This window comes from Pantoea sp. SJZ147, from assembly GCF_007828605.1.
GTDB classification, from domain to species: domain Bacteria; phylum Pseudomonadota; class Gammaproteobacteria; order Enterobacterales; family Enterobacteriaceae; genus Pantoea; species Pantoea allii.
Window position 1 is genome coordinate 193576 of sequence record NZ_VIVB01000011.1, and the last position, 21790, is coordinate 215365.

Here is a 21790-nt window from a genome sequence, read left to right on the forward strand (position 1 = left end):
TCAGGTCAGCGCCTGGAGGGTGACGCCGTGGCGCGCACCGTAACGCTGAATCCCCGCAATCACGTTATCGACACTGAGTGGCGGCGGGACAGGCAGCAGCGGTGCGCGTTCCCGGAGCGCCGAATCGAACCGTGAAAAGGTGGAAAAATCGTGAGGGAAGCGCGTTTCATCTACCCCGACGAATGCCCCCTCTTCCCTGGCAAAGGCTAACAGCTGTTTCCAGCGATCGATGTCCGCCAGGCCGATGCTGTCAGTGCCATGGGAATAGAGCATCATGTCGATATGGTTAAAAGGCGGCTGCTTCTCAAGAAAGCGTTGCAGTGCATCCGCCGACGGCACGGACGGAAACATCAGCCAGAAGGGAATCGCGTGCTGCTGCATGCTGCACCAGGGGTCCATCAGTAAAAAGCTGTCTACCGTCAGCCGGGCTGGCAGTATGCCCGCCGCCAGATACCAGTCACGGTAAATTTCGGCGACCACAAAACTCAGCGCCTCCGGGTCATCGTAACGAATCTCCATCAGCGTCCAGCGCTGGGCTTCTGCCAGTTTTTTCAGCGGAGGAATCAGGTAGCCGTCCAGCCCCCACTCCGCCTCAGGGACATGATCGGTGATGGCAGGTGGCTCCCAGCGCGCGCGATCCACGCCTGCCCGCGCCAGGTATTCGGCGACTCTCGGCCCGCCGCGCAAATACTCGTTTTCGGTTGCACCGCCGGGTGCGCCAAACTGGAAGAAAGAGCGATCACTGGTGCGCGTTACCGGCCACTGTCGCGTGCAGTGATTAATGAACAGCGTTGCTCCCGCCGGTAATCCGCCCAGCAGAAACTCATTGAAGGCCAGCGGCATGTCGCGCAACTTAAGGCGGAAGTCGTGCATTTTCTCCAGCAGGAGGCGATCCTGACTCGGATCTTGCATGTGATGTACCGCCAGCTTCGGCCAGGTCGCCAGCAGTGCCGCCGCCACGGCCTTACCTTCCTCGAATCCTGACTGGGCATCATCCGCGTCGTTCTGCTGCATGCGTATCGGGCACAGAAAGGTTTGCGGCAGCCACGGCGTTCCCATCGCCGCGGCCAGGTGCACCAGGGCACCATTGGTGGCCCCCACAAACGCAGCCGGATAGTCGCGTTGAGGATAGGTGCTGACCATCCATTCGGCGATACCTTCTATATCCAGCTCGCTGGCCTGTTTATGACTGATGCCCTCGGCCAGACCGCTGACCGCATAGCCCCACTCACGCAACCGGGTCGGTAAGCGATCAAACGAAGGCAATAAGCGGTCTAACATCGGCGACTGGGTCGGGCTGGCAAAAGGCCGATCGTGAAGTGCATTCGCTAAGGTCAGCAACATTGTGGCGGCTGAATCAAACCGGGCGATGCCCTTGGGCGGTTTACTCATGCTGGCTCTCCTGCTGAATACGCGCTAAAAAAGGCCGGATGGCGTGGCAGAAACTCCACGGATAAACGTAGTGCAGCCTGTGCGTCCCGCCGCGTAAGGTGATTTTTTCGCTGTGCGGTAACAGCCCCGCCAGCTCATCCAGCCAGCGCGCCGGGCAGACCGGATCGCGTGAGCCTCTCAGCAGTAAGGTTGGTGCAGTGACATAGGTAAGATGGTGTTCGATGGGATCGTTCAGCATGGCTCGCATCGTGCCAACGGCGCGCGGCAGGCCGGCTTTGGCCCAGTCGATCCGGGCCAGCGCGCCCGGCGAGCGATGCGCTTCCATCCGGCTGTTACGCCAGCCTCGCCACATCTGACGTACCAGGCTGCGCGCATGGCGATCGGCAGTGGGTCCCTGTAGCACCAGTCCCGCCACCGCTTCAGGGTATTTATCCGCCAGCGCCGCCAGTACCTGACAGCCAAAAGCGCTGCCCACCCAGATTGCTCGCTGAAAACCGTTGTGCTGCAACCACTGCCACAGGATATCGGCCAGTTCATTAACCGACAGAACAGGGGCCGATGCGGGCAATGCGCTGCCGCCGAAGCCCGGCAGGTCGGGAACCAGGACGTGATAATCCCGTCCCAGCGCCAGTGCGAGCGGCTCCATTGAGCGCCCCGACATCACCAGGCCGTGGATCAGTACAACAGGCAAGCCGTGGGGTTCCTCAGGCGTCACGCGGGTAAACATGCGCCAGTCGCCAATCTGTTGATAGTAACCCGCTAATCCCGCGTGATGGCTGCGTGGCGAAACGGGTGGCGTTTGCTTCATTTGCTGCCAGCGTTTCGTGCCCCATACGACCGCCGCGACACCTAAACCAATCCCGGCGGCTAGCGCCATGCCCTGCCGCTTTTTACACTGGATGGTACGCCTCATCAGCTGCTCCTGTTCCTGGGTATCCATTGAGTGTAGGACGGGAATCGCAGAGACAGGCGGTTAATGCATGCTGTCAGGCAATGGTGTTACGCAGGCGACCGATTTTTCCGATCTCCACTTCAATCACATCACCACTAAACATGAACAGCGGCGGCGTACGTTTTTTGCCCACGCCGCCCGGTGAACCGGTAATAATGACATCCCCTGGCGACAGCGGACTAAAGGCGGAAATGTATTCAATAATTTTGGCGACCGGATGCACCATGCTGGCGGTGGTATCGTTTTGCACTTCCCGACCATTCAGCACCGTTTTAATGGTTAACTGCTGTGGGTCAGGAATGTCGTCGGCGGTGGTCATCCAGGGCCCGAAGCCCCCGGTCTGCGGCCAGTTCTTGCCAGCGGTAAACCAGGTAAACTGCATAGCTGCATTGCTGCCTCGTCATGGCTACGGGTGATAACCCTATGTTTTAAAATAAATCGGTGCGCAGCGTAGCAAAAAACGCGATAAAAATCGTACATCGACTGGCACAGTGGATGTCCAGATGCATCACGTTATGTCAGTAGGAAGTGTGTGGATAAACGAAAGCTGAAAAAGTCGCCATTACGGCGCTATGCAATCAAAGCGGGGAAGCGAAAACGGGGGTGATAATCACCGGTCTGTCCCTGACCGCGACTATCGAGGGTATTCGGTGGGCGCTTAGTTAAGCGCGCCGGGTGGTACGTGTTTAAAGGTTTCAACATAAGCGTGGAACACGTACTTAAAAAAACGTTTCATACATCATCCGGTTAAAATTTTGTTGAATAACTACAGGAAAAGTATAGCGCCTGCTGTTTTAATCAGCAATAAATTTTGAACCAGATCACAAAATTCACATTTACACCCGTTACTGAAACAGGGCCAAATGCTCAATAAGAATGGTTGAACCGATAGCGATCAGGACCAGCCCGCCCAGGACTTCAGCCCATTTGCCTAAAACCGGCCCGATGAAACGGCCAATCAGCACGCCCGTGGTCGCCATTACGGTGGTGGCGGCCCCGATAGTCAGCGCCGTGGTGACGATATTGACCTGCAGAAACGCCAGTCCGACCCCTACTGCCAGAGCATCAAGGCTGGTCGCGACTGCGGTGGTGGCCAGTACCATAAAGCCATGACTTTGCGGCGCTTCGCACGGCTCGGCGGCGGTTTTGCGGAAGCCTTCCATCATCATACGCGCGCCCAGGAAGGCCAGGAGGAAAAAGGCGATCCAGTGATCCCATGCGGCAACATACTGGCTGGCAGCCAGACCCAGCGCCCAGCCGATAAGGGGCGTCAGAGCTTCAATACAACCGAAAATCAGACCGGTCCGCACGGCTTCTTTCAGGCCAGGGCGATGCAAGGCCGCACCTTTGCCCAGCGCGGCGGCAAATGCGTCCATTGACATTCCAAGAGCAAGAATAAGGGTGGCAATAAAGGTCATGATTTGTTCACTTGGGATGAAAAAGCACGACTTCATGCTAAATCCATCACACAAATTGCTCGGTAATTTAAAAAGTGCGCGCAGTCTACCACGCGATTATCGTTATAAAAAGACAATAAAATCAGGGATTTAAGTATAGCCAAGGCTATAACTCATAACATCCGCTATGAATGCAGCTAAGTTAATGTCATTTAAGCCTTTTCTGCGGCGTTTCGACATAACCATGACAGGCACAGACATCCCGTGATTGAACCCTGGCACGGAATACCGGAAAATATCTGGCTGATAAACAGGGAACACTGCTCATGAATAACCCTTTCGAATCCTTAATCCTTCCCGGTGGCATTTTGCTGCTGGGCTTTCTGTCTGCCCTGCTGCTGCCCGCACCGGCTTTTAGCCTGACGGTAGCGCAGCATTTGCAGCAGATGTTCCATTTGCAGGATCTCAGCCAGCTGTACACCCTGGTATTTTGCCTGTGGTTCTTGTTACTGGGCGCGCTTGAGTTCTTTGTGATCCGCTTTGTCTGGCGGCGCTGGTTCCGCGTGTGAAGCTGACGCATCCCGGCACATCGGCCAGCTGAACCTGCGTTCTGGGGTTTAAGGCCCTGCGCTGTTTTCTCTTCTGAAGAAAATCTGAAAGTGGGACGAAAACCGCATGTCGTTCACCTCGGGGCGTAACGGTATCGCGGCGTCAAGGCCGCATCCATAGGTCACAAAAATGTAACATTTGTTTTACACAAACGGGCCCATTCTGCCTGCGAGTATAAATTCATCGACAGGAATAAAATTAAATAAAGTCTATTTTTCATTAATTTAAATTATTCCTTCCGCCTGGTGACATTTTCAGCCTGCACCATTACAAAGCAATCCCGCAACATCTCATTTTATTTAACCTGCTAATCTACAAGGAAAAATCACTTATGGCGGACTTGCCATTATGATTATTTCTTATGCTGAATCATTTCTGCATTTAAAAAATAAACAAATGTTTAAATCGGATGCGAGAATGTTATATTTGAGCAACAAAGCATAACGTTCAGTTAACTCGTTATCGTCGCTTTAACCCATACCTGAGTCTTAACCCGGAAGTAGCGCAACGCGCTCATCAGAAGCGTGACTATTTCGCCTGCAACACTGTTGAGCTTCAGGTCAACAGAAGAGGAGATGTCGCCTCATGTGCAAATCAGCTGTAAATCTTGCGCTCACAATGAGTGTTAGCGGAAAGGACACCACCAGGGCGCAGGAGCGTAAAGACGTTGATGTACTGCTTATTGGCGCAGGCGTCATGAGTGCTACGTTAGGAACCTGGCTTCAGGATCTTGAACCAGACTGGTCCATTGAAATGGTGGAGCGGTTGGGGCATGTGGCTGAAGAGTCCTCAAATGGCTGGAACAATGCAGGTACAGGCCATGCGGCGCTGGCCGAGTTGAACTATACGCCGCAGAAAGCCGATGGCAGTATCGATATCGCGAAAGCGGTGGCGATCAATGAGTCATTTCAAATCTCTCGTCAGTTCTGGGCTTACCACGTTCAGAAAGGCAATCTGCACACACCAAAAAGCTTTATTCACAGCACGCCACATATGAGCTTTGTCTGGGGCGATGACAATGTGGCGTTTCTGCGTAAGCGCTTTAATGCCTTACAGAAAAGCACGCTATTCCGTGGCATGGCTTACTCTGAAGATCCGCAGCAAATCGCGCAGTGGATTCCACTGGTGATGAAAGGCCGGGCCGACAGTCAAAAAGTGGCGGCGACCTGGACAGACATGGGCACCGACGTGGATTTTGGTGAAGTGACGCGGCAGCTGATTAGCTCACTGGAGAAAAAAGCCAACTTCCGTTTGCGCATGAATCAGGAAGTCCGCGAAATCACTCGTCTTAACGATGGTCGTTGGCAGGTGACGCTTGTCTGCCTGACGGACGGGACACGCCGCACGTTGACGGCCGGTAAGATTTTTATTGGCGCAGGCGGGGCGGCGCTGCCGCTGCTGCAGAAGGCCGGTATTCCGGAGGCCAACGGTTACGCGGGCTTCCCGGTCGGCGGTTCCTTCCTGGTCACCGAGAATCCTGAGGTCGTGAAACAGCACATGGCGAAGGTGTACGGCAAAGCGAGCGTGGGCGCACCACCGATGTCTGTGCCCCACGTCGACACGCGCGTGCTGAACGGCAAGCAGGTTCTGCTGTTTGGTCCTTTTGCGACCTTCTCGACCAAATTCCTGAAGCAGGGCTCGCTGCTGGATATGTTTGCCTCGCTCAACAGCACCAACGTGATGCCGATGATTAAAGTCGGGCTGAAAAGCTTTGACCTGGTGAAATATCTGATGGATCAGGTACTGCAAAGTGACCGTGATCGTATGGATGCGCTACGTGCTTATGTGCCGCAGGCGAAACAGGAAGACTGGCGCCTGGTGACGGCCGGACAGCGCGTACAGATCATCAAGAAAGATGAGAAAGAAGGCGCGGTGCTGCGTTTAGGTACGGAAGTGGTGTCGTCCGAAGACGGCTCAGTCTCTGCGTTGCTGGGTGCTTCGCCGGGTGCCTCCACTGCGGCACCTATTATGCTGGAGCTGCTGCATAAGGTGTATCCAGAGCAGATGGCTTCGCCGGAGTGGCAAAATAAAATTCGTGCCGTGGTGCCGTCCTGGGGACGCAGGCTGAATGGTGATGTGGCCCTGACCGAAAAAGTGCTGGCAGAAACCAGCCGCATCCTGCAGCTCGAGTACACGCCGGTTACGCCAGTGGCCGCGAACGATGAGGGCCGTGAAACCGCCTTTGTTATCGGCAAATAAGCCGCCCTTGATACAGAAGGCCTCGCACTGCGAGGCCTTTTTGTTTACCGCTTGCCTGGTTGACTGCCACATTCTCTATTAGGGTTAAATCTGCCTTAATGCAGGAGGACATGTCATGGCCCAACCGAACACTGAACACGAACTCGCCTTGCTTGACCGCTACTGGCGCGCCGCTAACTATTTGTCTGTCGGGCAGATTTATTTAATGGATAATCCATTATTACGCGAGCCGTTAACACCACAGCATATTAAACCGCGTTTACTGGGGCACTGGGGCACAACGCCCGGGCTTAATTTTATCTATGCCCATTTAAACCGCATCATTCGTCAGCGCGATCTGAACCTGATCTATATCTGTGGCCCCGGTCATGGCGGTCCGGGCATGGTGGCGAATACCTGGCTCGAAGGCAGCTACAGCGAAATCTATCCGCATATCAGTCAGGATGCCGCGGGCATGCAGAAACTGTTTAAACAGTTTTCCTTTCCGGGTGGCATCCCCAGCCATGCCGCGCCGGAAACCCCGGGCTCGATTAATGAAGGGGGTGAACTGGGCTACTCCCTGTCACATGCGTTTGGTGCAGTCTTTGATCATCCCGATCTGATCGCGCCCTGCGTGATTGGCGACGGCGAAGCAGAGACCGGTCCGCTGGCTTCCAGCTGGCACGGTATTAAATTTCTGAACCCGCAACGGGACGGCGCCGTGCTGCCAATCTTACACCTGAATGGCTATAAGATTGCCAACCCGACCATTCTGGGCCGCGCCAGTGACGACGACCTACGCCAGCTGTTTCGGGGCTACGGCTATGAGCCCCTGTTTGTCTGCGGTCATGAACCCGAGACGATGCACAAGCTGATGGCCGACACGCTGGATCGCGCATTTTCTGAGATTGCGGCGTTTCAACAGGCGGCACGCAGCGGTTCGCCGACGCAGGCGATTCCCCACTGGCCGATGATTATTCTGCGCAGTCCCAAAGGCTGGACCGGCCCCAAAACGGTCGACGGCAAGAAGGTGGAAGATTTCTGGCGGGCACATCAGGTGCCGGTTGCCGCCTGTCGGGAAGATGACGGTCATCGGGACATCCTGGAAAACTGGATGCGCAGCTATCACCCGGAAGACCTGTTTGACGAACAGGGACGCCTGATGCCGGAACTGCAGGCGCTGGCCCCTCAGGGTGAAAAACGCATGGGCGCGTCCCCGTTCGCTAACGGCGGCTTACTGCGCCGTGAGCTTGCCACGCCCGACATTCGCGAATTTGCCTTCGACACGCAGCAGCCCGGCTCACAGGCAGGACAGGCGACAGAACAGTTTGGCCGCTACCTTAACGTCATATTCCAGCGCAACCAGGATAATTTTCGGCTGTTTGGCCCGGATGAAACGGCCTCTAACCGGCTGACACCGGTCTTTGAGACCACCAGCCGCACCTGGCTCGAAGCCATGGAGCCTTACGACGAGCAGTTAGCTGCTGATGGGCGAGTGATGGAGATTCTGAGTGAGCATCAGTGCCAGGGCTGGTTGGAAGGGTATCTGCTTACGGGCAGGCACGGTTTATTTAACTGCTACGAGGCCTTTATCCACATCATTGACTCCATGTTCAACCAGCATGCCAAATGGTTGAAGGTGACGCGCAAACTGGGCTGGCGTAAGCCCATTTCTTCCCTTAACTATCTGCTCTCTTCCCATGTCTGGCGTCAGGATCACAATGGTTACAGCCATCAGGACCCGGGGTTTATTGACCACGTTGCCAATAAAAAAGCCGATATTGTGCGTATCTACCTGCCACCCGATGCCAACACCTTGCTGTGGGTGGGCGATCACTGCCTGCGCACCTGGGACCGCATCAACGTGATTGTGGCAGGCAAGCAGCCTTCGCCTCAGTGGCTGGATATGGACAGCGCCATCACCCATTGTGAGGCCGGGATGGGTGAATGGCGCTGGGCCGGAACAACCCCCGAGAACGCAGAGCCGGATGTGGTCATGGCCTGTGCGGGCGATGTTCCCACCATGGAAACCCTGGCGGCGGTAGATTTACTGCGCACCTTCCTGCCTGACCTGCGCATTCGGGTGGTAAACGTGGTGGACCTGCTGGCACTGCAAACCCAGAAACAGCATCCGCACGGTAAGTCAGAAGAGGACTTTGACGCACTGTTTACCGCCGACAAGCCCGTGATTTTTGCCTTTCACGGTTACCCCAGCTTGATTCATCGCCTGACCTGTCAGCGCAATAACCATCGTAATTTCCATGTGCATGGCTTTAATGAAGAGGGCACGACGACCACGCCTTTCGATATGACGGTGCTTAACGAGCTGGATCGCTATCATCTTGCCCAGGCCGCTATTCGTCACGTCCCGGGGCTTGCCGAACGTCACCCTGAGCTGCTCGACGACCTGGAGCAGCGACTCGCCGGGCATCATCGCTACGTGCGGATTCATGGCGAAGATGTCCCGGAAGTACAGAACTGGAAGTGGCCCTCAGCGACCGCGTCGGGCGCACCGGATTAAAAGGTCCGGAAGGCATCAACCAACATCCAGATCGTGGTTGCCACCAGCGACAGCGCCATCAGGCTGTTAAACAACTGACGTTTCCAGTGAATTTGCAGGTGACCGCGCAGGCGGTCACCCAGTGCGGCCCATAATAAAATGCACGGCAGATTCAGCAGCATGAAAGCGCCCATCACGGTCAGCACGCCACTGCTGGCGCTGTACAGCAGTGCCACGTTGCTGGCCATTAACCAGGCTTTGGGATTGATAGCCTGAAAACAGGCACCGCCCACTAAGGTCATGGGCTGCGGCTTTACCCGGGCTTCGGGTGCATTCGCCCGGAATATTTTCCAGGAGAGCCATAGCAGATAACCACATCCCACCAGCGTCAGCGGCAAACGCACAGAGGCCATCCAGTGCAGCAGAAGTTCCAGCGCCAGCCCTGCAATCGCGGTTTGCAGCGCACAGCCGATCAGAATGCCAAACACCATCGGTAGCGTGCGGCGCATACCAAAATTGACACCCGACGTGGCAAGCAACAGGTTATTCGGCCCCGGTGTAATCGACATCACGGTGACATAACTGAAGAATGAGGGATCGAGCATAGTGGCGTTCCTGATAATCGAGAGAACCCTCATGCTACGATGAGAAAAGTTATGGTAACAGAGACAAGAAATCGCTATTTTGATGGGTACAATCACAACTGATTTCAACTGTACCTGTCGCGCCCGGAGGCAATTGTGTCCCCTGAAACCCCATCCGATCAAACGCTCTACCAGCAGTTGGCCGACAGCTTTGCCGAGGCGATTCATAAAGGCACATTGAAACCGGGAAAGCGTTTGCCCGCCATCCGGCGCGTCGCGCAGTCACATCAGGTGAGCGTGAATACCGTACTGAACGCCTGGCAACTGCTGGAAAACCGTGGGCTGATTGAGGCGCGCCCGCAATCGGGTTACTACGTGCGCGGCGTGCTGCCGATGGTGACGCGAAATGCACAGCACTCTGCCCGGGTGGTCCGCGATCCCAGTAATGAAAAGCTGGATTTGATTGATAAGGTGTTCGCCGCGCAAAATCACCCTGATTACACCAATATATCGCTGGCCTGCCCGCAGGACAGCGATCTGTTTCCGTCAGCCAGACTGGCGCGCATTACGGCATCTTTACTGCGGCGTGATCCACACCTTATTGGACGCTACGCGCTTCCGCCCGGTAGTGAGCGCTTACGGGAGGAGATTGCGCGTCGTGCATTGCATGCCGGGCAATCGCTTACCGCCGACGATATCACCCTCACCCATGGCTGTATGGAAGCGCTACAACTGGCACTCAGGGCGGTAACGAAGCCAGGCGATTGCGTCGGACTGGAATCCCCTACCTATTTCTTTCTGTTTCCCCTGCTGGCGTCCCTGGGCCTGAAGGCGCTGGAAATTCCTACCGATCCCCAGCGCGGTCTGTCACTGGACGCGCTTGAGATGCTGCTTCAGGAAAACCGTCTTCAGGCGCTGGTCGCCATGCCTTCGGCGCAAAATCCGCTGGGATTTTGTATGTCATTGCCTGACAAGAAAAGGCTCGCGAAGTTAGTGAATACTTACCAAGTACCACTGATTGAAGACGGTCTTTATGATGAGTTGCAGTTTGACTGGCCGCTCTCTCCTGCAGTTAAGTCGTTCGATCAGCATGGCTGGGTGCTCTACTGCACCAGCTTTACCAAAACCGTTGCGCCCGATTTTCGCGTCGGCTGGATTGCAGCCGGACGCTTTCACGATGCCATTGCACGCCTGAAAGCCGTGTCATCAATGGCTGAATCGGCGCTGCTGTCGGAAACGCTGGCGGAGTTCCTTGCCAACGGGGGCTATGACCATCATCTGCGCAGCCTGCGCCGCAGCTATGCCAGCAATCTGGATGAGGCGCGCGGTTTGATTGCGCAGCATTTCCCTCAGGGCACCCAGGCCACATTACCGCGCGGTGGCTTTGTATTTTGGGTCGAACTGCCCGGCAAGGTGGATACGACGGAGATGTTTTCCCGTCTGTTGAAAGAGCAGATTTGCGTTACGCCCGGCGCGCTGTATTCGCTGAGCGAGCGCTATAACCATGCATTGCGCCTTTCATGCTGCTATCCGTTTGATCAGCGCTACGTTCGCGCCATCATCCGGGCCGGGAAGGTGGCCTGCGAACTCGCGGGCCTGCCGCCGGGTCAGGATCAGGGCGTGCCGTTACGTCCCCAGATGGTATAGCCATGGCGCTCGGTCAGGCGTTCGTAGTAGGTGCGCACGGCAGGCAGGTCTGGATGATCAAGCGGCGTTTCGAACCAGCGGTTGACGGCAAGACCAATCGGTATATCCGCCAGACTGAAGTTCCGTCCGGCAACATAGCGACCGGTATGTTCGAGCTGCTGATTGAGAATACCCATGGTGTGGGACCAGCCTTTGCAGGCAGCGGCCAACAGCCTTGGGTCCTGATGGGCCGGTGAATTGCGCACCAGCGACATGAACGCATAGCGCCATGAGGTGTTAAGTTCTGTCGATTGCCAGTCCATCCACTGATCCACTGGCGCACGTGAACGCGGATTATCGGGATAGAGCCAGTCGCCACCGTAGGCGGTCGCCAGATAGCGCAGGATGGCATTGGATTCCCACATAATCAGGTCTTGATCAATCAATACCGGGATCATGGCATTGGGATTCAGCGCGATAAATTCGGGAGAGTGCGTGGATTTGTACCCTTCCCCCCACTCTTCACGTTCGTAGAGCAGGTCCAGTTCGTCACACAGCCAGAGTACTTTGCGCACGTTGATTGAGGAGGCGCGTCCAAGAATTTTTAACATAGCAGGCTCCATCCAGTTGCTTAACTTATTCATAGCCCTGTTAACTGACATAAGCAATTGCCCGGGCAAGAAAAAACATCTTTACCTTATTCAAAAGGAGTGACAATGAACGTTGCGTTTAAACAAGTGGATGTGTTTACCTCGACCGCGTTTAACGGTAATCCACTGGCGGTCATTATGGACGCACAAGGTCTGGACGACAGCCAGATGGCGGCCATCGCACGCTGGACCAACTTATCGGAAACTACCTTTGTCCTGCCGCCGCAGGATAATCAGGCTGATTACCGCGTGCGTATCTTCACCGTTGAGGGCGAGCTGCCTTTTGCCGGTCATCCCACGCTCGGTACCGCTCATGCTTTACTGGAAGCGGGCTTCCAGACAAAAACGCCGGGGGTGATTATTCAGGAATGCGGCGTGGGCAACGTGAAGATAAAAATTGCCGACGATAAAACCCTGGCCTTTGCCGCCCCGACGGCCACCTTAACGCCTTTCCATGATGCACTCATTAGTGCGGCACTCAACAGTAACGCCGTCGATACAGCCCAGGAGGCCGTCGTGGTTGATATGGGCATTCGCTGGCTGCTGATCCCCATGGTCAGTGCAGAGGCAGTCCTGTCGATTACGCCTGATATTGCCGATTTGCAGCGACTCATCCATCACGCTAACGTGAGCGGCATCATGCCATTTGGTCCGCTGCCTGCAGGGGAAGCTGAGCACTATGAGGTTCGTGGTTTGCTGATTGAGCACGGAAGCCTGACCGAAGACCCGATCACCGGCAGCGCCAATGCCTGCCTGGCACGCTACTTCGCTGCTCAGGGCAAGACGCAAGATTACCGCGTCCGTCAGGGCACCCGGGTAAACCGAGAGGGACGCGTGACGGTGGAATATCAGGGCGATACGATCTGGATCGGTGGCAAAACCGTGACGGTGATAGAAGGCACGATTAAAGGCTAGTCGAGCGCTGAAATAAGGGCGACGGCGTCGCCCTGAATAGCTACAGCGCCTGACCGCCCGATGCTTCGATACGCTGCGCGGTGATCCAGCCGGTTTCATCACTGAGAATGGCACAAACGGCATCGCCGATATCGTCAGGCAGACCAACCCGACCCAGGGCGGTAAAGGCCGCGATGGTGTCATTAACGGCTTTATCATCGCGCACGCGCCCACCGCCAAAATCGGTCTCAATGGCGCCCGGAGCCAGAATATTCACGCGAATGCGTCGCTCGCCCAACTCTTTGGCCTGATAGCGAGTGAGCACTTCCATCGCACCTTTCATCGACGCATAGGTTCCTGAGCCGGGGTAAGTCAGGCGCGTTAATCCGCTGGAGATATTCAGAATGCGCCCGCCGTCCGCGATCGCTGGCAACAGTTTCTGGGTCAGGAAGTAAGGCCCCTTGAAATGCACATTCATCAGCGCATCAAATTCAGCCTCGGTGGTTTCACTATAAGGTTTATAGTGACCCTGTCCGGCATTGTTCACTAAATAATCAAACGTCTCACGCTGCCAGTGCTGCTGCAGTGCATTTTTCACCTCAGAAATGAAACGATCAAACTGGCTCAGGTCGCCCACATCCAGCTGTAGCGCCAGCGCGCGGCCGCCTGCGCGTTCAATTTCCCTGATCACGTCCTGCGCTTCATGTTGATGAGTGCGGTAAGTAAAAATAATATCCCGGCCTTTAGCTGCCAGTTTTACTGCTGCATTCCGGCCTAAACCGCGATTAGCCCCCGTAATCAAGACGATTTTACGACTCATGTTGGTTTCCTGTTGCAAAATTGAACACAGGTTGAGGATATTCGTTAATAATTGTTCTATAAACGCCTGAGAACGTGTAGCACTGTTCCACTTACAACAACAATCGGCAGGCCATATGGATAAAATTCACGCAATGCAGGTTTTCGTCAGAGTTGCAGAGATGGGCAGTTTTACTGCAGCAGCAGAAAGTCTTGGGCTCCCGAAGGGAAGCGTATCGCGGCAAATTCAGGCGCTGGAAAATCAGATGGGCACGCGCCTGCTTCACCGAACCACCCGGCGGGTGCAGCTGACTCAGGATGGTTTAGTGTATTACGACCGCTGTCTTGATTTGCTGGCGATGATTGGTGATATGGACAGCCTGTTCCAGCACGATCCCGCCACCTTAAGCGGCAAGCTGCGGGTGGATATGTCCACAGCGATGGCGACCGACCTTATCCTGCCCCGCCTGCCGGAATTTCTTCAGCACTATCCCGGCGTTGAAATTGAACTCAGCAGCAACGATCGCCAGGTGGACGTTATTCGCGAAGGGTTTGACTGTGTGATTCGCGTTGGCGAGCTGAAAGATTCGGGGCTTATCGCCCGCCGAATCGGTACACATACCTTGATTAACTGCGCCAGCCCTGGCTACCTTTCGCGTTTTGGCCGGCCGATTCGGCTTGAAGAGCTGTCGCAGCATGCCATGGTGCATTACAGCCAGCAGCTTGGTCAGCCTGCCCAGGGTTTTGAATACTTCGATGGGAAGCAGTGCCACTACGTGCACACCGGCGGTGTCGTCACCGTTAACAGCACCGAAACCTATCGCGCGGCCTGCCTCGCAGGGCTGGGTATTATTCAGGTGCCGACCGTGGGGATTCATAAATATCTGGAAAGCGGTGAGTTGGTGGAGATGCTTCATGCCTTCCCGGCCAGGCCGATGCCGATTCATTTACTTTATCCCCATCGTCGTAATGTGGCACGGCGCGTTCGGGTATTTATGGAGTGGTTAAGTCAGGTGCTTCAAGAGTATGTCACCTGACAGGCTATAATGTGTTTTTTACGTTTAACAGGAAGTGAATGTCTATGACAGACGAGCAGGATAACGCAAAAGACGCAAAGTCCCCCAAACCCCTGATCGACATCAAAACGGGCAACAAGTCCGTCGATCGTTCCATCGTGCGCGTTTCACGTTTTGCCACCTGGTTTCAGGCGATACCCGCTGTGGCCCATTTTATCCGCGCGCTTGAACGGTTTAACGATCGTCTCGGCAGCCAGTTTGGCGCTGCCATTACCTATTTTTCTTTTTTATCGTTAATCCCGATTTTAATGGTGTCTTTTGCAGCCGTGGGTTTTGTGCTGGCATCGAATCAGGATCTGCTGACCGATATCATCAACAAAATCGTCAGCAGCATCAGCGATCCTGCCCTGGCAACAACGCTGAAAAATACGGTGAATACGGCTATCCAGCAGCGTGCTATCGTCGGTATCACCGGTCTGCTGTTGGCGCTTTATTCGGGACTGAACTGGATGGGCAATTTGCGAGAGGCCATTCGCGCCCAGTCGCGTGATGTCTGGGAGCGACAGCCCGACGATCAAGAAAAGTTCTGGAAACGCTACATTCGCGACTTCTTATCCCTGACCGGCCTGATGCTGGCGCTGGTGATTACCTTGTCACTGACCTCTGTCGCGGGCTCCGCCCAGGCCATGATAGTGAGTGCGTTAGGGCTGGATGGCATTGAGTGGTTACGTCCTGCGCTCACCATTATTGCGACCTCCATTTCTGTCATGGCGAACTATCTGTTGTTCCTGTGGATTTTCTGGATTCTGCCTCGCCATAAACCCCGTAAGAAGGCGCTGCTACGCGGCACCCTGCTGGCGGCAGTGGGTTTTGAAGTGATTAAATTTGTGATGACGCTGACCTTGCCAAAACTGGCCAGTTCGCCGTCGGGCGCTGCGTTTGGATCGGTGCTGGGGTTAATGGCTTTCTTTTATTTCTTTGCGCGCCTGACGCTGTTTTGCGCTGCGTGGATCGCCACCGCGAAGTACAAAGACGATCCGCGCATGTCGGAAAAAGGTTCTCTGACCACCAGCAAATAAAATCACGGCGCTAAACCAGCGAAAAACACCGCCCTCCGGTTATTTATTCGTCAACTTACAGGATGAATAACTGGGGGGTCACTTTTCTTCAGCGCTTTCTCAGAGTATCTCGCCATTTTTGCGTCACTTCACGCTGCCATTCCCCAACATTTAACACATGACAAAAATTTTCCACTTTTGACGGCGCAACACCACTGACCACGCGGTTTTCAGCCATTGAATGCCGTTATACAGGTGCGTAAGATTCCCTATCTGTCATTAAAAATAAGAAACATTTATGCAAGCCTCCATCTCTGAACCGCTTGATCAGCAAAACGATCCCACGCCAGTCAACTCACGAAGTAAAGTGGTGGTCGCCTCGCTGGTCGGCACCGCTATCGAATTCTTCGATTTCTATATTTATGCCACGGCTGCCGTGATCGTTTTTCCTCATATCTTCTTTCCTCAGGGTGATGCCACCGTTGCCACACTGCAGTCGCTGGCCACCTTTGCTATCGCGTTCATCGCACGCCCAATCGGCTCTGCCCTGTTTGGTCACTTTGGCGATCGCGTAGGCCGCAAAGCTACGTTAGTTGCCTCACTGCTGACCATGGGGATCTCAACCGTGGTCATCGGTTTGTTGCCCAGCTACCAGAGCATTGGCGTACTGGCGCCGCTGCTGCTGGCGCTGGCGCGCTTTGGTCAGGGTTTAGGTCTGGGCGGTGAATGGGGCGGCGCAGCCCTGCTGGCCACCGAGAATGCCCCCGCCAAAAAGCGTGCGCTATATGGCTCCTTCCCGCAGCTCGGTGCGCCCATCGGCTTCTTCTTTGCCAATGGCACCTTTCTGTTGCTCTCATGGCTGCTGACCGACGAGCAGTTTATGCAGTGGGGCTGGCGCGTGCCGTTTGTCCTGTCTGCCGTGCTGGTGTTGATTGGTCTGTATGTGCGCGTATCGCTGCATGAAAGCCCGGTGTTTGCCAAAGTGCAGAAAGAGAAGAAGCAGGTGCGTGTCCCGATTGCTTCGCTCCTGAGTAAACATCTGACGGCAACGATACTTGGCACCTTCATCATGCTTGCCACCTATACGCTGTTTTACATCATGACCGTGTACTCCATGAGTTACGGTACCGCCGCCGCGCCTGCCGGCCTGGGGATCTCACGTAACAGTATGCTGTGGATGCTGATGATGGCGGTCATTGGGTTTGGCGTGATGGTGCCGATTGCGGGCTTGCTGGCCGATCGCTTTGGTCGTCGTAAGACCATGATCGTCATTACGCTGATGATTATTGGCTTTTCGTTTCTGTTCCCGGTGATGTTGGGATCGGGCTCACAGGCGCTGGTGATGGCTTTCCTGCTGCTGGGCTTGAGCATTATGGGACTGACCTTTGGCCCAATGGGGGCGCTGCTGCCTGAGCTGTTCCCGACAGAAGTGCGTTATACCGGTGCATCCTTCTCTTATAACCTGTCGTCGATTCTGGGCGCCTCGGTTGCGCCCTATATCGCCACCTGGCTGAATGCGCATTACGGCTTGTATGCGGTCGGTTTGTATCTGGCCTCGATGGCGTTTCTGACGCTGCTGGCGCTGATTGCCTGCAAAGAAACGCGGCATCAAACGCTGTATGAAGTGTAAATTTAGCCAGCATTGATTAAACCCGGCGCAGGCCGGGTTTTTTTATGGGTTTCAGGTCACGCTATTTCGCTTTCAGCCAGGCCATAAAATCGTCAATAAACACACGGGTTTTTAGCGGCAGCAGACGGTTAGGTAAGGTGATGGCGTAGGTGGTCATCGAGAGCGTATTTTCAATCCGCCAGTCCGGTAACACGCGACGTAACTGCCCATTGAGCAAATAGCCATTCGCGATAAAGGTGGGGATTAACGCAATGCCCACGCCCTGCAATATCGCATCGATCATGGCATCGCTGTTGTTTATCATCAGCCGGGGCGTAAGCATGACGCTCTCCAGCGTGTCGTTTAACCAGAAACGCCATTCCCCGCGAAACTGTGCGTCGTCTGGGAAGAAAATATTATGCTGTTTGAGCTCGCCCGGCATATCCGGCAGTTTCTGATCATAGTGCTCGGCACACACTAAAACATAATCAACAGGCATTAATGCACGCGCCACCATATTAACAGGTGGTGTGTCCGTTACGCGCAGTGCCAGGTCGTACGACTCGTGTGTCAGGTTAACCAGATGGTCAGTCAGATTTAATTCAATATTGATTTCAGCATAGCGCCGCAGAAAGCCGGGCAGAAAAGGAGTCAGTAAAATTTTCCCAAGCGTTGTGGGCGCAGTAATACGCAGCAATCCTTTAGGCGCGTCACTGTAGCTGTCTGCCTGGGAAAACAGGGATTTAGTTGCGGCGATAACTGATAAAGCCTGGTGATATATTTCTTGTCCCGCCTCGGTCACAGCGAGCGCGCGCGTCGAGCGGGTAAAAAGTAAGACATTTAACCTTTTTTCCAGCCTGTCTATCATACGACTCACTGAAGATGGCGTCATGGACAGCGCTCTTGCAGCCGAAGAAAAACTACCACTTTCAACAACCTGAACAAATAAAACCAACCCAGGCAAGACTTCCGTTAATTCATTTATGTTCTTCACGCACAGCTCTTTTGCATCTCAACTATCTAGCCAAGCTAGCACCGAACAGTATGATGTTCAACAGAGGTTTGCTGACATGAAACCTTATTATTCTTAATACTTTATTCACAGGCTAGCTATGTTTGAACACTCGGTAATCAAACGCATTGAACAGCATGATGTATTAAATGTTGGTGTTAGTTTAGGTTTCAAGGGCCTTTCGCAGCGAGATCCCCTCCATAATCAATGGAATGGGTTTGATATCGATCTGGCACGCGCTGTGGCTATCGCCGTGCTAGGCGACGCCGGCAAAATTCACTTCGTGCCCTTGCAGTCTGCCGATCGCTTTCAGGCGCTACGCGATGGTGTGATCGACCTTGGCACCTTTAACGCTAGCGTGACCTTTCAACGCGAAGCGGAATTCGGTATCCACTTTCTGCATCCTATGTTGTTTGATGGGGAAGTACTCATGACATCGCTCAGTAACCTGACAGAAGAAGCACCACAAGCCAGGTTTACTCGTCAACGTCGTATTGCCGCTATGCGTGGCTCAACAACCGAAGAAAATCTTACCCGTTATTTTGATGCACTCGAATTGCCCTGTGAGATTCTGCTCTTCAATTCCCCGCAGCAGGCTAGACAGGCCTATGAATCAGGAGAATGTGATATCTACTGTCTGGATGGCTATCTGCTAGCCGGTGAGCATCAGCAGTTAACAGACAGCACTCAACATCTTATCCTGGACGATCGCATTTCTCTGGAGGCAATGGCCCCCGCAGTCAGCGCCGCTGACCCACAGTGGTATATTGCGACAAAATGGATTATGCGTGCGCTCATTGAAGCCGAGAACCTGGGCATTACGCAAAATAACATTATTGAAAAGAGTAATAACGCTGAGGGTTATTTAAAAACCTTTCTTTATCCTGATGTGAATTTATGTTCACAATTAGGCCTACAGCCTGACTTTATTCGACAAATCATTCGTAAAGTTGGCAATTATAGCGAAATATTTGAGCGTAACCTGGGGAACAAGTCGGAATTAAAACAACACCGACGCGATAATAAACCCTGGGCTGAAGGTGGAATGCTCTGGTCACCGCTTTTTATTTAAATTTTATCCAAATGGCATGGAAACAGAAATACTATGACTGATTTACTGGCCTTAGAGCCGACGCAAACCACATTGACCGGATCGCAAAAAAGTAATTTTGGCTACTTAGAATCGTCGGACGGTGTGATTAATTTCTCTGTAGTTAAAAACATCATTCTTAATGGCCATCATCACGGTAATGTTTTATATATTATCCGTAATTATGCATCCAAAGCCGTATGTGGAAAACTGGCGACAAGTTTTGACGACAGCGTTACGCAAAGTGGCGGCAATCGCGCTGACGATGGTTTTGTTTTAACTAACCAGATTGGCGCAACGCAATTTTCACGTAATGGTGAACAATATATCAGTGAGGTCAATCGTGTAAATCAAAGCGTCACTGACCTGATGGGAACAACGACTGAAGAAGACAGCGAATCACTTTTTCTGAACCGAACACTGGAAAACGGGTTTCTTGAGCGAGGCATTCATTTTGGCCCGGCTCGCTTTAAGAACGGCTATGCCTGTTTTGCCACATTTCGTCGCTGGCTTGATAACGGTGTTATGTCACTTATGCCACATGAAGATATGGCTCAGGTTGATTTCGCGAAGGAAGATGGTTTTGAGATTGCCCATACCCAAACCGTAACAGCCTATAATGTATGTCTGGAAGCCGCACAGGGCGGAGGACAACTTAAAATCTGGAATCTGATCCCCGATCAACGCTGCCGTGAAAAACTGGGTGTAACCCGTACAGGCTATCCTTATCCGCCGCATCTTCTAAATGATATAGACTCACTTTCTGTTCAGTTGAATGCTGGCGACCTTTACTTTATGAATGCCTGCCACTTACATGGCGTGAGCAGCGTCAGTGAAGGAAGCCGACTCACTGCAGGGCGCTTTATTGGTAAATTGAACGATCGTAAAGTTGTTTACTGGACATAGTCCACGGACTGAATTTAAAAAAACAACCCTGTTTTCATTCAGAGATAATATAAATAATGGAATATGCAACGCATCTCTCCAGGCAAGGCTATGCCTTCATCCCTGGTGATTATTATCATTCAATTGACGCCATGCAGTTTTCAAATAAAGAAGCCTTCTTAGATGCGCTGGAGGGATTTAAAAAAGGTTATGAGAATTTACTTCTTGATCCTTACTCTGCAGGCAATCGCTGGCGCGGCTATGCTCAATGCAAAAGAAATGAAAAGGGAGAGTTAACGTTCGGAAAATTCAACCCTTATAAACAAACCAAAGCCTATAATCCCGATACTGGCGATATTATTCGTGATTATCCGCTGCTGCCTGAAGAGATTACTGGCAATCGTCTGTTTCAAACGCTGTTACATGATGATTTTTTGTTGGTAGACGCTTATGAACGCATCGGACCTGCTGACAGCCTGACCGTAGGCATTCACCTGTTTCGTTATCAGGCTACGGAAGATGCACCGGCGTACAGTTCACCCGTGTGGCTGCATAAAGACGATGAAGACGTGGTGTTTGTGCATATGATTAATGCCTCACCAAATATGCTGGGCGGAGACAGTCTGATTGCCAGCCATCCACGTAGCATTGACCGTGTGCTGCGGTTAGAACAGCTCTTCGACACATTAGTGGTTAATCACGACAAACTTCATGCCGTCACTCCCGTTGGCGCACGTGAAAACAGTGGCCCTGCTCAACGCGACATCATTCTGATCACGTTTCAGAAAAACGAGGAGAAGACAGCATGTCCGGTCTGAAGCTTAAAGCCATCATCACGGGTGCATCCAGTGGAATTGGCCGCGCGCTGGTCAAGGCTTTCCTGGACAAAGGTTATCAGGTTGAGGGTATCGATCGTTCATCATCGGACTTTAACGATACGTCAGCCTATCGCCATCATCAGTTAGACGTGACTGACTCGGTCCGTTTGGCCGCCCTGTTCGAAACCCTGGAATACGGCGAGGCTAATAACGTTCTGGTTAACTGTGCAGGTACCCGTGAAATCTGCAGTATCGCCGATTTAACGCTGGCACAGTGGGACGCCGTTTTTGCCCTCAATGTTACAGCCAGCTTTATTGCAGGGCGTGCTTTTTGCCAACAATTGGTAAACCAGAATCGCCCTGGAAATATGGTCAATCTGGCCTCGGTTTCAGGATTGATGGGTGAGCCTGATCGAACCGCTTATGTCTCATCAAAACACGCCGTCATTGGCCTGACGAAACAACTGGCACTCGAATACGGCAAACACTGTATTCGTGTCAATGCGATTGCGCCCGGCGTTATTCGTACGCCACTGACGGAGTCTTATTACCACAATGACTCGCAGCTTGAAAAAATTAAGCGTGGCCAGTTTTTACCGGTACTGGGTGAGACAGGTGACGTTGCCGAAGCGGCACTTTATCTGACCGCTCCGGAGAATCGTTTTGTCACAGGTTCAACACTGGTCATAGATGGTGGCTGGACGCTGGGAAAAGATCTTTAA

General features: G+C 53.4%; 20 protein-coding genes and 1 pseudogene. 12 read left to right on the forward strand and 9 right to left on the reverse strand.

Features of this window, described 5'->3' with window-relative positions:
* The 5 genes and pseudogenes from FBY13_RS16965 to mntP all read right to left on the reverse strand — a co-directional run bounded on the left by FBY13_RS16965 (position 1) and on the right by mntP (position 3762).
* Positions 1 to 1392, reverse strand: coding sequence for a hypothetical protein (locus FBY13_RS16965; RefSeq protein ID WP_145394672.1), 1392 nt, complete (start codon positions 1390 to 1392; stop codon positions 1 to 3).
* Positions 1385 to 2305: an alpha/beta fold hydrolase gene (locus tag FBY13_RS16970; RefSeq protein WP_241568215.1), complete on the reverse strand. Its 921-nt coding sequence runs from the start codon at positions 2303 to 2305 to the stop codon at positions 1385 to 1387. Before FBY13_RS16970 ends, FBY13_RS16965 begins: the two co-directional genes overlap by 8 nt.
* Before the next feature lie 73 nt (positions 2306 to 2378).
* Positions 2379 to 2726, reverse strand: a pseudogene (locus FBY13_RS16975) (fumarylacetoacetate hydrolase family protein); the annotation flags it as partial.
* 276 nt (positions 2727 to 3002) lie between these two features.
* Positions 3003 to 3080: a stress response protein AzuC gene (gene azuC, locus FBY13_RS23925; protein ID WP_112900613.1), complete on the reverse strand. Its 78-nt coding sequence runs from the start codon at positions 3078 to 3080 to the stop codon at positions 3003 to 3005.
* Positions 3081 to 3189: 109 nt separating this feature from the next.
* Positions 3190 to 3762 carry a manganese efflux pump MntP gene (gene mntP, locus FBY13_RS16985; protein ID WP_063881056.1) on the reverse strand — a complete coding sequence of 191 codons (573 nt, stop codon included), beginning with the start codon at positions 3760 to 3762 and terminating at the stop codon, positions 3190 to 3192.
* A gap of 305 nt (positions 3763 to 4067) precedes the next feature.
* Here mntP and FBY13_RS16990 point away from each other — a divergent pair, with 305 nt between their 5' ends.
* From FBY13_RS16990 to FBY13_RS17000, 3 genes are all read left to right on the forward strand, one after another.
* Positions 4068 to 4310, forward strand: coding sequence for a DUF1158 family protein (locus FBY13_RS16990; protein WP_063877631.1), 243 nt, complete (start codon positions 4068 to 4070; stop codon positions 4308 to 4310).
* A 625-nt stretch (positions 4311 to 4935) separates the two neighbouring features.
* Positions 4936 to 6549 carry a malate dehydrogenase (quinone) gene (mqo, locus tag FBY13_RS16995; protein WP_063877632.1) on the forward strand — a complete coding sequence of 538 codons (1614 nt, stop codon included), beginning with the start codon at positions 4936 to 4938 and terminating at the stop codon, positions 6547 to 6549.
* Positions 6550 to 6664: 115 nt separating this feature from the next.
* The gene (locus FBY13_RS17000) at positions 6665 to 9049 is read left to right on the forward strand and encodes a phosphoketolase (protein ID WP_145394673.1); all 2385 of its coding nucleotides are present in this window, start codon (positions 6665 to 6667) and stop codon (positions 9047 to 9049) included.
* Here the strand turns inward: FBY13_RS17000 and FBY13_RS17005 are convergent.
* Positions 9046 to 9633 (reverse strand): LysE family translocator, encoded by a 588-nt coding sequence (locus FBY13_RS17005; RefSeq protein WP_063877634.1) that lies wholly within the window; start codon positions 9631 to 9633, stop codon positions 9046 to 9048. The two genes, FBY13_RS17000 and FBY13_RS17005, sit on opposite strands and share 4 nt — an antisense overlap.
* Positions 9634 to 9768: 135 nt before the next feature.
* Here FBY13_RS17005 and FBY13_RS17010 point away from each other — a divergent pair, with 135 nt between their 5' ends.
* Positions 9769 to 11259: a PLP-dependent aminotransferase family protein gene (locus FBY13_RS17010; protein ID WP_096012721.1), complete on the forward strand. Its 1491-nt coding sequence runs from the start codon at positions 9769 to 9771 to the stop codon at positions 11257 to 11259.
* Here the strand turns inward: FBY13_RS17010 and FBY13_RS17015 are convergent.
* Positions 11226 to 11849, reverse strand: a complete 624-nt coding sequence (locus FBY13_RS17015) for a glutathione S-transferase family protein (protein WP_063877636.1) — start codon at positions 11847 to 11849, stop codon at positions 11226 to 11228. The two genes, FBY13_RS17010 and FBY13_RS17015, sit on opposite strands and share 34 nt — an antisense overlap.
* A 105-nt stretch (positions 11850 to 11954) precedes the next feature.
* Here FBY13_RS17015 and FBY13_RS17020 point away from each other — a divergent pair, with 105 nt between their 5' ends.
* Positions 11955 to 12803: a PhzF family phenazine biosynthesis protein gene (locus tag FBY13_RS17020; protein ID WP_145394674.1), complete on the forward strand. Its 849-nt coding sequence runs from the start codon at positions 11955 to 11957 to the stop codon at positions 12801 to 12803.
* A 40-nt stretch (positions 12804 to 12843) separates the two neighbouring features.
* Here the strand turns inward: FBY13_RS17020 and FBY13_RS17025 are convergent, their stop codons facing one another.
* Positions 12844 to 13602 carry an SDR family NAD(P)-dependent oxidoreductase gene (locus FBY13_RS17025; RefSeq protein ID WP_145394675.1) on the reverse strand — a complete coding sequence of 253 codons (759 nt, stop codon included), beginning with the start codon at positions 13600 to 13602 and terminating at the stop codon, positions 12844 to 12846.
* Between the two features lie 115 nt (positions 13603 to 13717).
* Here FBY13_RS17025 and FBY13_RS17030 point away from each other — a divergent pair, with 115 nt between their 5' ends.
* The 3 genes from FBY13_RS17030 to FBY13_RS17040 all read left to right on the forward strand — a co-directional run bounded on the left by FBY13_RS17030 (position 13718) and on the right by FBY13_RS17040 (position 17284).
* A complete protein-coding gene (locus FBY13_RS17030; protein ID WP_145394676.1) occupies positions 13718 to 14617 on the forward strand; it encodes a LysR family transcriptional regulator in 900 nt (299 codons plus the stop codon).
* Positions 14618 to 14655: 38 nt separating this feature from the next.
* Positions 14656 to 15675 (forward strand): inner membrane protein YhjD, encoded by a 1020-nt coding sequence (gene yhjD, locus FBY13_RS17035; RefSeq protein WP_186440826.1) that lies wholly within the window; start codon positions 14656 to 14658, stop codon positions 15673 to 15675.
* 277 nt (positions 15676 to 15952) lie between these two features.
* On the forward strand, positions 15953 to 17284 hold the full coding sequence (locus tag FBY13_RS17040) for an MFS transporter (protein WP_145394677.1): 1332 nt from the start codon (positions 15953 to 15955) through the stop codon (positions 17282 to 17284).
* 61 nt (positions 17285 to 17345) lie between these two features.
* Here the strand turns inward: FBY13_RS17040 and FBY13_RS17045 are convergent, their stop codons facing one another.
* On the reverse strand, positions 17346 to 18257 hold the full coding sequence (locus FBY13_RS17045) for a LysR family transcriptional regulator (RefSeq protein ID WP_109717866.1): 912 nt from the start codon (positions 18255 to 18257) through the stop codon (positions 17346 to 17348).
* A gap of 118 nt (positions 18258 to 18375) precedes the next feature.
* Here FBY13_RS17045 and FBY13_RS17050 point away from each other — a divergent pair, with 118 nt between their 5' ends.
* From FBY13_RS17050 to FBY13_RS17065, 4 genes are read left to right on the forward strand one after another with little or no spacing between them, the layout of a single operon-like run.
* On the forward strand, positions 18376 to 19347 hold the full coding sequence (locus FBY13_RS17050) for an amino acid ABC transporter substrate-binding protein (protein WP_109717867.1): 972 nt from the start codon (positions 18376 to 18378) through the stop codon (positions 19345 to 19347).
* Positions 19348 to 19380: 33 nt separating this feature from the next.
* Entirely contained in the window at positions 19381 to 20271 is an 891-nt protein-coding gene (gene hilA / locus FBY13_RS17055) for an L-isoleucine 3(1)-dioxygenase (RefSeq protein WP_109717868.1), read from the forward strand.
* 53 nt (positions 20272 to 20324) lie between these two features.
* A complete protein-coding gene (gene hilB, locus FBY13_RS17060) occupies positions 20325 to 21068 on the forward strand; it encodes a 3(1)-hydroxy-L-isoleucine 4-dioxygenase HilB (RefSeq protein ID WP_145394678.1) in 744 nt (247 codons plus the stop codon).
* Positions 21056 to 21790 (forward strand): SDR family NAD(P)-dependent oxidoreductase, encoded by a 735-nt coding sequence (locus FBY13_RS17065; RefSeq protein WP_145394679.1) that lies wholly within the window; start codon positions 21056 to 21058, stop codon positions 21788 to 21790. The genes hilB and FBY13_RS17065 overlap by 13 nt, the downstream gene beginning before the upstream one ends.

Coding starts and splice junctions, on each gene's coding strand:
- FBY13_RS16965 (WP_145394672.1), bottom strand. CDS start 1,392: ATGAGTAAACCGCCCAAGGGCATCGCCCGGTTTGATTCAGCCGCCACA.
- FBY13_RS16970 (WP_241568215.1), bottom strand. CDS start 2,305: ATGAGGCGTACCATCCAGTGTAAAAAGCGGCAGGGCATGGCGCTAGCC.
- azuC (WP_112900613.1), bottom strand. CDS start 3,080: ATGAAACGTTTTTTTAAGTACGTGTTCCACGCTTATGTTGAAACCTTT.
- mntP (WP_063881056.1), bottom strand. CDS start 3,762: ATGACCTTTATTGCCACCCTTATTCTTGCTCTTGGAATGTCAATGGAC.
- FBY13_RS16990 (WP_063877631.1), top strand. CDS start 4,068: ATGAATAACCCTTTCGAATCCTTAATCCTTCCCGGTGGCATTTTGCTG.
- mqo (WP_063877632.1), top strand. CDS start 4,936: ATGTGCAAATCAGCTGTAAATCTTGCGCTCACAATGAGTGTTAGCGGA.
- FBY13_RS17000 (WP_145394673.1), top strand. CDS start 6,665: ATGGCCCAACCGAACACTGAACACGAACTCGCCTTGCTTGACCGCTAC.
- FBY13_RS17005 (WP_063877634.1), bottom strand. CDS start 9,633: ATGCTCGATCCCTCATTCTTCAGTTATGTCACCGTGATGTCGATTACA.
- FBY13_RS17015 (WP_063877636.1), bottom strand. CDS start 11,849: ATGTTAAAAATTCTTGGACGCGCCTCCTCAATCAACGTGCGCAAAGTA.
- FBY13_RS17020 (WP_145394674.1), top strand. CDS start 11,955: ATGAACGTTGCGTTTAAACAAGTGGATGTGTTTACCTCGACCGCGTTT.
- FBY13_RS17025 (WP_145394675.1), bottom strand. CDS start 13,602: ATGAGTCGTAAAATCGTCTTGATTACGGGGGCTAATCGCGGTTTAGGC.
- FBY13_RS17030 (WP_145394676.1), top strand. CDS start 13,718: ATGGATAAAATTCACGCAATGCAGGTTTTCGTCAGAGTTGCAGAGATG.
- yhjD (WP_186440826.1), top strand. CDS start 14,656: ATGTCTATGACAGACGAGCAGGATAACGCAAAAGACGCAAAGTCCCCC.
- FBY13_RS17040 (WP_145394677.1), top strand. CDS start 15,953: ATGCAAGCCTCCATCTCTGAACCGCTTGATCAGCAAAACGATCCCACG.
- FBY13_RS17050 (WP_109717867.1), top strand. CDS start 18,376: ATGTTTGAACACTCGGTAATCAAACGCATTGAACAGCATGATGTATTA.
- hilA (WP_109717868.1), top strand. CDS start 19,381: ATGACTGATTTACTGGCCTTAGAGCCGACGCAAACCACATTGACCGGA.
- FBY13_RS17065 (WP_145394679.1), top strand. CDS start 21,056: ATGTCCGGTCTGAAGCTTAAAGCCATCATCACGGGTGCATCCAGTGGA.